We start from the raw sequence: 10,895 nt of genomic DNA, 5'->3' as shown, positions 1-10,895 counted from the left end.
AGAGTTCTCCCTAAAGTTGGGTAAATGAGGAGATCTCACTCAAACTAAATTGCAACAACCGCTTGAGAATAAATGCTCAGGTTAATAGTTAAAGTCATCTCAAGACAACTGGTAAGGGAATTCAGTCCACACTTTACGAACTTTCACTATTCTCTAATCCTCTCAAGAGAATTAAACCCCATTGATACATGGATAGCAGTTCACTTAAGTAGACTTAAGCTGTTAGCCAAGAAATAAATTTCTTTGCGAGAAATTGGGCAAGTGCAAGATTTGAATTATCCCTGACCCTCCTTAAAAAGCAGAGAACTCAAGAGAAAGTTGCGTATCGCGTAAATATTGCAAGCGTTACCTAGTACATCATCAAAGCTCAGATGTAACATCAGTACTTTTACCGAAATTAATATGTATTGTAGTTTTTAGTACATATAAATACTATGCATCGAGTAACTTACCCAAATACAACCGTAGGATTTATTTAGTTGATATTAGTCTCTTTCATTAACATAAGCTCTATTTTTATGAAAATTTTGGCACTAGCTTTCAAGCTCATACTAGAAATTATGCCTGTTATTATTTAAAATTTATTACCAACTTATTTTTGATTAATTTCAGTGATTTCACTGAAACTACTACCCAAAGTGAAAGCTATATTAAGAGCGCAAAGATACATACAACGACGAGGAGTTCGTAAACATGAAAGTATCTGCAATTATCAAAGGAAGCGTTTGTTTGTTAGGTTTGGTTGGTGCTGGTGGTTTGTTGGCAGAGCAAGCAAATGCAAATCAAGCAGCTGCTCGTGCTTCTGCTTCTGTTACCAGACCCGGTAGTGTTACCGAAAGCCTCAGTGGTGAAGTGCTACTGCCTACTGGTTATTATTTCGAGGGTACAGGTGGTAACACTTTGACAGTTACACCTAGTTATGCAAACGCAGGAACAACCTCTCAATCTCTAAACGGTTTAGCTTTCAATGCTGGTATGCCTGTAGCTACAAACAGTTCAGGCACAATTGCTGGTGTTGTTATTGATATACTCCAAGGTGACAACACTGGTAACGTTAACGCTGCAAGCATTGACGATGCAGCAGCTATCATCAAGGCCGCTGCTGGCGCTGATGGCTTAGAGTAAACTGGGTTTTGCACCACACAAGTTTACACACTACAAAAATCCAGGCAAAATTTTTACAAGAGGCGTAGATTAACTAGAAAAGGCAAGATCACAGATTTCAAGCTGGAATAATAGTTAATGCCTCTAGAATTCAAAAAATTGTCCGGGTTATTTACAAACTAGCAACTGCTAAATCTAGCAGTTGAGTAGGACACATGTAGGAAAGGGCAGTAGAAATACTGCATATCTTTTCTACATGTTTTCCACGTGGCATTAAAACTAATACCATCTACCGAACCTACTATTTTATTCATGCAATAAATAAATTACAGTCACAAGACTGAGACGACTACCAAAGTAAAGGTCATATAACGCAAAGATACACAAAACACGAAGCTTGTAATCATGAAAGTCTCTGCAATTATCAAAAGTATTTGTCTGTTAGGTTTGGTTGGTGCTAGTAATTTGTTGACAGCACCCGCAAATGCAGGTCAAGGTGCTGCTCGCTCTGCTGCTTCAGTTACCAGACCCAGCGGTGTAACCGAAAGCCTCGCTGGTGAAGTGCTTACGCCTATTGGTTATTTCTTCCAAGGAATACCAGCGGTTCCTACAATTCCTGCAATGCCTGCAATTCCTGGTACTAAATCTTATAATGTCCCCGGTACTGGTACTTTAGCCGTACCACCAGGAGCCCCGACCTCAACATGTGGCTTTAGTGAATGTTATCAACCTAACCCAGGCGATCCATTTTATACAGTATTCTTAGTAGGAGGATCGCCTGCAACCCCTGAAATACCTGGAACACCTGGTGCAACTTTAACAATTGCTCCCACTTACGCTAACGCAGGAAAAACTAACGAATCCATAAACGGTTTATCCTTTAACGCTGGTACACCCACAGCAGTGAATAGCGTAGGTACAGTTGCCGGTGTTGTTGTAGACATACTTCAAAGTGATAATGATGGCGTTAAAGCTCCAACTATCGATGGTGCAGCAGCTATCATCAAATCCGCTGCTGGTGCTGATGGCTTAGAGTAGACTGAGTTTTGCACTGCACACTTTTACGACACCAGAAAAATCCGACAAAATTTCTATCAGAGGCGTAGATTAATTCAAGAAGGCATGTGCATCAAGTTTAAATTGATGGATAGCAAATTCGTAGTAAGGACTTTAGTCCTGATTGTTCTAAGCACTAAAGTGCTTACTACAAACCCTCAAAACTAACTTGACAAAGTACTAAAGTTCAAGAAATTGTTCAGATTATCCATATATTAGCAACTGCTAAATCTTGCAGTTGAATAAAAGACATGTAGAAAAGAGCGTCAGGAATACTACGCATTTTTTTACATGTTTTTTACATATTAAGTAGAAAAGCTTAATTAAATTAGAGCTAGGGTAAGCGGCTTTAGCCTTTGAAAACCTTATATAGATAAAGCGATAAATCCCTCACTACGAACAAAAATTTTATTTTACATTTAATTACATCTACTTACTTAATAGTTTTATTTAATACTATCTACTTAATATAATCCTTTGTAAATTATTAGTAGTTTTTTATACTACTTATGTACTAGGAAACTTCAGTTTTACCACTGAAACTACTCTTCAATACGAAGGTTATATTAAGAACACAAAGATAAACAATACGGAGAGATTGTTAATCATGAAAGTATCTGCAATTCTTAAAGGTAGTATTGGTCTGTTAGGTTTAGTTGGTGCTGGTAACTTCTTAGTAGCCCCTGCAAATGCAGACCAAGCAGCTGCTCGTGCTGCTGTCTCAGTTACTAGACCTAGTTCTTTTACAGAAAGCATCAGTGGTGAGGTGCTTTTGCCCGATGGTTATTATTTCACAGGGCCATCCGGCGCAACTTTAACAGTTACACCTGTTTATACCAATCCAGGAACAACCAGTCAATCTGTAAGCAGTCTATCTTTCAATGCAGGTGGAAATGCAAGTACAGGTACACCAGGATCACTATCTGCTGCTGTTATAGCTATTCTTAGAGGTACTAATACTACCCCTGGTGTTAACGCTGTAACTATTGACGATGCATCAGCAATCATCAAAGCTGCTGCTGGCGTTGACGGTTTAGAATAAACTGAATTTCTACATACTTTGAAAATAAGACTCCTAACTTCTTCAAGAAATTGGGAGTCTGTTTTTTGTTCACATTAATAAACTACTAGTTTGTCGACTGCTGGGTTGCTAGATCCCCGACTTCTTCAAGAAGTCGGGGATCTGCTCGTATAATCTTTTTATTTATTTTCAGCAATTATCATTAGCCAGATAAAAATAAATATCTAAAAAACCGGGCTATTAAACAAAAACCCAGTTTTTTTGTTATTGAATCATTTTAATGTTTTTGTAATATTTAATACTAATAAAAATTTCAGTAGCGTATTACTCAAATCCTTCTTAAAAGTCATGATTATATTACAAATACAAAACTACGCGATGTCTAACTTTAATGCTGTCATTGTCAAGGTAATGACAGTTTAGGAAAAGTCGTAAATGGCGTAAAACCAAAAAACATCAAGAGTTCATAAATCATGAATAAACTATTTAGCCAATTATCTATAACAATCAAAGGAAGTGCCTGCCTGTTAACCTTAGTAGGTGTGGGGAATTTCTTGGTAGCGCCAACCAATGCGGAACAAGCTGTTGCTCGTGGTGCTGTTACAATAGTTAGACCTTCTGGTGCTTATCAAAGCTTGAGTGGTGAACTGTTCTTACCTGAAGGTATGTATTTTAACTCAGGAAATAATCCGACTTTAATAGTTACACCTACCTTTACCAATTTAGGCACAAGTAACGAAAGTGTAGAGTCTCTTTCTATTTCTGCGGGAACACCTGCAAGTACTGCAACCATTGATACCAACCCATTTGTTTCAGTAACAGGACAAACAGTGGAGGCAATAAAAAATGTAAACGAACTTGAAGATGCAGCGGCTCTTATTCAGGCGGGTAATGGAGTTCAAGGATTATCAGGAGGTATGGAGTAACTTACTTTACAATTGAGCGCATCTACGACACCAGGGGCATCTATGTTAATAAAATTAGAATCGATAACCACCTTGAAGCTGAAGTTCAAATCCGCTATCACCTGTACCAATTCTGGTTTCTATAAAAACATTATTGTCAGGGAAATTATACTTTAAAATACCACCGTAGTTGAAACCAGAAACTCTATTACTCAAACCTCTATTGCCCACACTGTAATTTTTTATGTAAGTCCCAAGAGAAAAATTTGTAACTATCTTATGTAAACCTTGTATTTCAAAGAAAGTTTCTTTACCTATCTCGAAACTTGTTTTTAAATTTAAACCACTACTAGTACTGAACTGTCCATTAAAAAGAACTAGTAATTCTCCATTGCTATTATCTTGAACAAATGCTATGCCAGGAGCTAAAGAATAACCAAATTTCTTCTCCTGATGTTCAAAGAAGTAGCTAAGGAAAGTAGTAAAAGGATTATTTCTACTAGAGGCGCTATTCCAGGTAATTTTCAAAAATGGTACATGATTATCAATAGCTACAGGTTTTTTTGCTGAGTCGAACTGTACATAGGTTTTAATATAGTTAAGCAAAACATTAGTATAAATACCAACAGTTGGTTCTTCTAGTCCTAGATTATTGTTAGCAACGCCTGGGGCTGAGTTTGCATCTATATTGAACCAAGTTCCTAAGTTAGCACTATAGTTAAAATCACCAGAAGAACCTGCTGTTAATAATTCGATTGTAGGTAACAATAGCTCACCAGAAAATCCTTTAAAGCTAGTGCCTATTTTGTCAACTCTGGTGAATTCCATATAATCGAATGCTAAATCAAATGTCCGAACGTTAAGCGGTACTACAGTATTATCGTTTGAACTAAAACTCTGTATAAATTGCCTGCCCTGAGAATCAGTTAAAATAATTTGTGCAGCAGAAGCTTCATTAATTGGGCTAATAGAAGTATTATCTAAAGGAACTGCAATTCCAGCGAAAGTCAGTGGGCCAAATTTTTCATTAGAAAGACTGAGATTAGAAAAGTAAGTATCACCTGGATCTAAAAGTTCAATATCTCTTTCTAGAAACTGAACTGCTCGTCTATGATTTCCGGTTCTCACTTGTAAAATATTTGATTCGTTGGGATTAATTTTACTTGGTAGTGTGAAAGTTCCTGACACTTGTGCTAGACCACTAGCTGAATTAGCATAGGCTAAAGTACGATTAAGTCTTTGATTTATTTGTCTTCGTTGAAAAGGTGTTGCAGTTGTTTTTAAAGGGGAAAAACCTTCTCCATTCTCAAATTCTTGGCGAGCTTGTACTAAGCTTTGGTCGATTTGTTCGATTTGAATTGCTTCAAAAATTCCACCTAGCGCCATGCCTAATGTGGAATTGATAGTTTGCTTAGCATCAATTTCAGTATTGCTTAAATTAGCTGTTATGGATAATCCAGGAGCAGCAAAAATATTAGAATAAGTAGCACTAATTTTTATAGTGTCGTATTGAAGGATACTACGATTATGGGGATAGCTGACGTAGAATCTATACCAATTAGAACTATCTTGTTCCTCAGATAGAGTTTCAGATATCGGTGTCCTTTTTCCAAAAGATACCCAAAATAAAGAATTAAGATAATGTAAGTCTCTCTCAGTTGGAGAAAGGAAAGGATTGACTGCTATATTTAATAAATCAAAGTTGTCGAATTTGCTACGCTGGGCAACTTTAATACCTGGTGCTGAAGTAACCGGAGCTGAAAAACCAAAACCTTTTCCAGTTATAATATCTCCCCAGAAAATACCAGCTGCTTCTAGAACGTTATTAGGGATGATTTCTCCTTCTTGAAGTCTGATATTGCCTTCGTCTAGGAGGGGTTTCAAATCAATTGTAGGAAAGCCTTGAATAATTTGGGGGGTATTACTAGCATCTAACGCTTGGAATAAAGCTCCACCACCATCGGGACTATAAGTTGAGCCACTACCAATAATCGGTGTACGATTTTCTAAAACTGTGACGTTAGCACTTTGCAAATCAACGCCACTATTAATCACAACTCTACCAGCAGGTACGCCTTCAGGATTAATCACCTGTCCTGCTACTGAGATTAAAGACAATTCATTATTATTAGCTTCCCCATTTAAAGCTTCAAAATCAGGAGGCAAGCTGACGAGAGTTTGCAATCCCCAAAATGCTTGCGATGATGTCACATTTTGAGTTATATAAGTGTCAGTTTGTCTTCCTTGATAAAGGATACCTGCTTGCGAACCTTTAGTTTCAAATACTAGCCTATTATTACTAGTGACCCAGTAAAACTGGTCATTTTTAGGAAAATTTGCATAAGTAAATTTATCAATAATCTGACTATCTTGTGAATCTCTGACACTAATATTTGTATCTATATAGTTCTCATTTTCATTTGGCTTAAACAATTGAGCATTAAAGGTAATATTATCTGTTGGATTAACAATCCAAGAATATTTATTAGCACTAAATGTCAGGGCATTAAGAACGATTTCTTTTTGTTTGTCTTGTTGTTGCTTTTTCGCTTGGCGTAGTTTTTGTATCAGGATTTCTTGCGTTTGTGTATATGGTCTGTTTTCGTTTAATTTTGATGGTTGAGTTGTATCTGCTTCAGGCTCATCCTCACCTTGCTCAGGTGGCTTAGGAGGTTGCACCTTAAAATCTTCAATTGGGATAACTTCAGCTATTATAAGTTTCGGTAGCTGTTTTGTTTGCTGTGAGTTAGGTTTAGCATTTTTTAAAGTCTGTTTTAACAGTGCTTGGCTTTGAGATTTTTCTACTTCATACAATTTACTTTCTCTATTAGAAGCTATTTGCAAATTATTATCGGAATTTACAATTAAGCTAATACTGTTTTGATTATCTATTTCTAAGGCGATCGCAAATGATTCATCCAATATAAATTTTGTTAAAATAGTAGGTAAAATTAACCAAGCTAAAATAATTCGGATATGAATTGTAATTTTCATCAGTAGTACATGCCAGTAATCAATTGACCCAAAATCTTGCTGTTTTCCTTAAAGTAAATAATCTTTTGCTTGACAAATTAACAAGATAACTTTTAGTTCAAATCCCGACATATTCAAAAGGAATAAGTTCAAATTAAACAGCTAAATTTGACCACCAGTTTTGTTTGCACAAAATTGGTAGCTATCAGATACAAGCTATTACTTTTGATGTTAAAAAATCAGTGTTTGCCGTTTGTTTTAATGCACTAAACAGTTATCTCGCTAATCTTGATATAGGTAACTAAAGAAAACAGACTTTTGTAACCTAGCTGTAAAGAGTCAAGGAGACTTAAGCAAATTCACTGCAACAAGAGTGTAATTGTTGAGTCAAAAACTAGCCTCAGTAATATCACTTAAGTTAAACAACAAAGCTTAAATTTAACCATATAAATACTTAGTACAGGTATGTTGAGTGAAAAAAGTAGGGTAAAAAAATATGTTTCAAGCTACGCGTCGCCGTCTTGCTCTTTGGTATACTGCCGTCACTGCTGTACTACTGCTACTGTTTGCCAGTGGCGTTTATTTATACGTCCGTAGTACATTGGTTGAGCGGATTGATGATACCCTGAACCATGTAGTGGAGATAGTAGAGCGATCGCTCGTTATCGAGTCAATTAATTCCGATGCTGATAAATCCCGCATCAATGTAGAAGCCAGTTTTCGTAATAACGCTGACACCGTAGAAGATGATCACATCGACTTAGAATGGTTCAGTCCAACTGGTGAATTACTCTGGTCAACACTATCCGAACCTTTAAATATTCCCATTCATGCCAACCGCACTGGTGAAACTGTGCGTGTAATTAAGCAAGAGAGGGAGACAGGGCCAGATGAAAAACTTCTCACTCTTAACTCAGCACAGGCTAAACCAAAGCTATTCGCTAACAGCACTCAAGACTCAGCCCTGTTATTACGACAAGTAACACAGCGTGTAGAAGTTGGACGGCAGGTATTGGGATATCTGCGTGTTAGTCATCCCTGGTTTGAAGTCACCAAACCCAGCCGTCAGTTAATATTTGATTTGGCACTGGGTACTGGATTAATGGTGCTTTCCGTGGCTGCAAGTGGCTGGTTTCTTTCGGGTAAAGCAATGGAACCCGTTGGCGAGTCTTACCAACGTCTCAAGCAATTTACTGCTGATGCTTCTCACGAACTCAGAAGTCCCATTACTTTGATTCAAACTAATGTGCAAGTTGCTCTTGCTGACTTGGAGTTAGCACAGACAGAAGCCACTACTGCTTTACACTATCGACAACAGTTAAAGGTGGTGGAACGCTTAACACAGCGTTTAGGTAAGTTAGTCAATGACTTACTCTTCTTAGCACGGCAAGATAGCGGTATTACCAAAGATGTCTTTTCACCTTGTCCACTGGATGCCTTACTGATAGAAGTAGTGGAAGAACAACAACTGTTAGCTGCTGAACAAGAAATCAGCCTTTCTCTAAAACTAATTGATCCTCCCGCATCAGAAAACAGTCTTGAATTGCTCGAAAATTGGTTCACATTTATAGGTAACTGGGATCAACTGGTGCGGCTGTTTACAAATTTGATTGGCAATGCCTTGCGCTACACACCTGCTGGTGGAAGAGTAAATGTAGAATTGGCGCGTATTGAGGGAATAAATCGGGTATCTGGACTACGTTACACCAGCGCCCAATTGCAAATTAAAGTCAGTGATACTGGCATTGGAATTCCACCGGAGGCGCTACCACACTTGTTTGACCGTTTTTATCGGGTAGATCCAGCGCGTACGCATACTACTGAGAATACAGCTACACAAAGCGCTACTGGTTCAGGATTGGGATTAGCGATCGCTCAAGCTATTGTCGAACATCATCAAGGCCAGATTCAAGTTGAAAGCACACTTGGTAAGGGCACAACATTCATTGTCACTTTACCAATAACTCTTGAGTCTTAAATTTCTGATCTAATAATTGTTTCCTGTGATAGATGCAGACGTTTAGTTTTAAATATTAATTTATATTGCAAAGGTTGAGAAATTAAACCATAATTCTAGCTTATAAAAGTTTTATATCGCTACTGCTAGTTTATTTTTGGTGAAATTTCTTTACTCATGACGCATTTATAAAAGTATTTCGGAGGGTTTAGATGCCACCAGTTCCCATAGAAGAAAAAGATACGGCTTTTTTAGAAAAGGTTAAAGCTAAAAGTGGTTTGGCAGATCTTTATGATGCTAGAGACTTAACCGAATTAGTATTCCGGGTAATGCGCGACTTGATGACTACCGAAGCTGCTGATCGGGTTGAAGAGGAACTGCACAAACCAGCCGAAGTAACTGATGATAAATCGCTGCAAATGGAAATTGCAGATCTGTGGCATGATACAAATCCGATTGTGGGATTTCTGAGTCGGGTACGCCCACCTTGGCAAGGCCCTGGTATCTTTAAAATTGATAGCGATCGCTTTTTATTTCGAGTAGCAAATGAAGGTGGAATGCCACCAAATATAGACCGGGAACAGGTGGTTAAGGCTGTTTTTTCTGCTACTAAAGACGAATTATCATCAGAACGAATTCAAGAAATTGCTAGCTGGTTGCCTGATAAAGTTCGTCAACTCTGGGAAGAAGCTTAGTAAAGTTTAAAGTTAGGAGTTAGGAAATATTTCTTAACTCTTAACTATAACTATTGATTTATTTACCTGCTACTTACGGCTTAAAAATATACTTAAAATCAAGATTTTTTCATCTCTACAGTAAGAGTTAAAAACTTTTATTTATTTGGTAATTTAAAATTACTATTTATTCTATATTTATTAAGTAACAATGAAATCTGAATACAGCAGGCAAAGCTAAATGGGCTTTTATCCCCAGTTTTAACTGCTGCTAAGTTTAGCAGTGTAGATCAAGTTGAAATATTTTCCCAGGAGGTAAAAATGAATGATTATCTAAAGTTACGCAAATCGGCTGAGTTACTCGGCGCTATTTGTGGAGGATTACTAATAAGCTTGCCAGCAATTCCTCAAGCAGCAATAGCACAACAATCAACTCCCAAAGTCAACCCCTGCCCAAGAATTTTTTACGAAGAACCACATAACAGTCGGGTTATAGTACCACAGGGATGCCCTCCGAATGCTTTCACTCAACAACGTCAAGCACAAGGAGTAACTTCTAGTCAAGAAGTTCCAAGCCAACAGGTTCCGATTACAACGCAACCAGTAGCGCCCGAACAAAGTGTTTCAAGTCCACAGGTTCCAACTACGACTCAACCACCAGCACCCGAACAAGGTGTTTCAGTTAGTCCACAAGTTCCCACTAGAACCCAATCACCAGCACCCGAACAAGGTGTTTCAGTTAGCCCACCTACGTCCCAATCATCAATACCTGGACAAGGTGTTTTAAGCCCACAGGTTCCGACTACAACTCAACAACAAGCCCCCAGTACTACGATCGCACTGGCGAATGGTAGAGTTAATGTCAAGTTAGTAAATGACACTGCGGCTAATGTAACTTACGAAGTAATTGGTGATACAGCACCGCGATCGCTAAAAGGTAAGTCGGATGTAATGTTGCAAGGTCTAAATGCGCCAGTAACAGTAACATTCCAACGCGACGATGGCGGTTTACTTATAGCGACTCCTCAGTCTTCTTCGGAGCCAGGAATGTTAGAACTCAGACTGAACGAAGCAACTGACGTAGGTAAGGATAGAGGTACGATGCGGATTCAGCAAAATGGTGCAGTATTGTTGAATTAGAAATAACAAGATTCCCGACTTTTTAGAAAAGTCGGGAATCTCAGCGTCAGCGGGAACCTCAGATT

Annotated in this window: 8 protein-coding genes; 7 read left to right on the top strand and 1 reads right to left on the bottom strand. The window is 38.0% G+C overall.

Annotated elements, in window-relative coordinates; all coding sequences use genetic code 11:
* Window positions 1-693: 693 nt before the first annotated feature.
* The 4 genes from FNW02_RS17650 to FNW02_RS17635 all read left to right on the top strand — a co-directional run bounded on the left by FNW02_RS17650 (window position 694) and on the right by FNW02_RS17635 (window position 4,107).
* On the top strand, window positions 694-1,125 hold the full coding sequence (locus tag FNW02_RS17650; protein WP_191758814.1) for a hypothetical protein: 432 nt from the start codon (window positions 694-696) through the stop codon (window positions 1,123-1,125).
* A gap of 384 nt (window positions 1,126-1,509) precedes the next feature.
* Entirely contained in the window at window positions 1,510-2,142 is a 633-nt protein-coding gene (locus FNW02_RS17645) for a hypothetical protein (protein WP_191758813.1), read from the top strand.
* Between the two features lie 625 nt (window positions 2,143-2,767).
* Window positions 2,768-3,202, top strand: a complete 435-nt coding sequence (locus tag FNW02_RS17640; RefSeq protein WP_191758812.1) for a hypothetical protein — start codon at window positions 2,768-2,770, stop codon at window positions 3,200-3,202.
* 452 nt (window positions 3,203-3,654) lie between these two features.
* Window positions 3,655-4,107 carry a hypothetical protein gene (locus FNW02_RS17635; RefSeq protein WP_191758811.1) on the top strand — a complete coding sequence of 151 codons (453 nt, stop codon included), beginning with the start codon at window positions 3,655-3,657 and terminating at the stop codon, window positions 4,105-4,107.
* Between the two features lie 54 nt (window positions 4,108-4,161).
* Here FNW02_RS17635 and FNW02_RS17630 read toward each other — a convergent pair whose 3' ends face one another.
* Window positions 4,162-6,900 (bottom strand): hypothetical protein, encoded by a 2,739-nt coding sequence (locus FNW02_RS17630; RefSeq protein ID WP_225225722.1) that lies wholly within the window; start codon window positions 6,898-6,900, stop codon window positions 4,162-4,164.
* Window positions 6,901-7,555: 655 nt separating this feature from the next.
* On the opposite strand from FNW02_RS17630, the gene FNW02_RS17625 reads away from it, so the two are divergent.
* The 3 genes from FNW02_RS17625 (at window position 7,556) to FNW02_RS17615 (ending at window position 10,830) form a co-directional block, all read left to right on the top strand.
* Window positions 7,556-9,037, top strand: coding sequence for a sensor histidine kinase (locus tag FNW02_RS17625; protein ID WP_191758809.1), 1,482 nt, complete (start codon window positions 7,556-7,558; stop codon window positions 9,035-9,037).
* A 191-nt stretch (window positions 9,038-9,228) separates the two neighbouring features.
* Window positions 9,229-9,711, top strand: a complete 483-nt coding sequence (locus FNW02_RS17620) for a DUF2267 domain-containing protein (RefSeq protein WP_191758808.1) — start codon at window positions 9,229-9,231, stop codon at window positions 9,709-9,711.
* A gap of 300 nt (window positions 9,712-10,011) precedes the next feature.
* On the top strand, window positions 10,012-10,830 hold the full coding sequence (locus FNW02_RS17615; RefSeq protein WP_191758807.1) for a hypothetical protein: 819 nt from the start codon (window positions 10,012-10,014) through the stop codon (window positions 10,828-10,830).
* Window positions 10,831-10,895: the final 65 nt, after the last annotated feature.

This window comes from Komarekiella delphini-convector SJRDD-AB1 (assembly GCF_014831675.1).
Classification (GTDB): Bacteria; Cyanobacteriota; Cyanobacteriia; order Cyanobacteriales; family Nostocaceae; genus Komarekiella.
The sequence above is the reverse complement of the archived record's forward strand: the minus strand, read 5'-3'. Positions and strand labels throughout refer to the sequence as shown.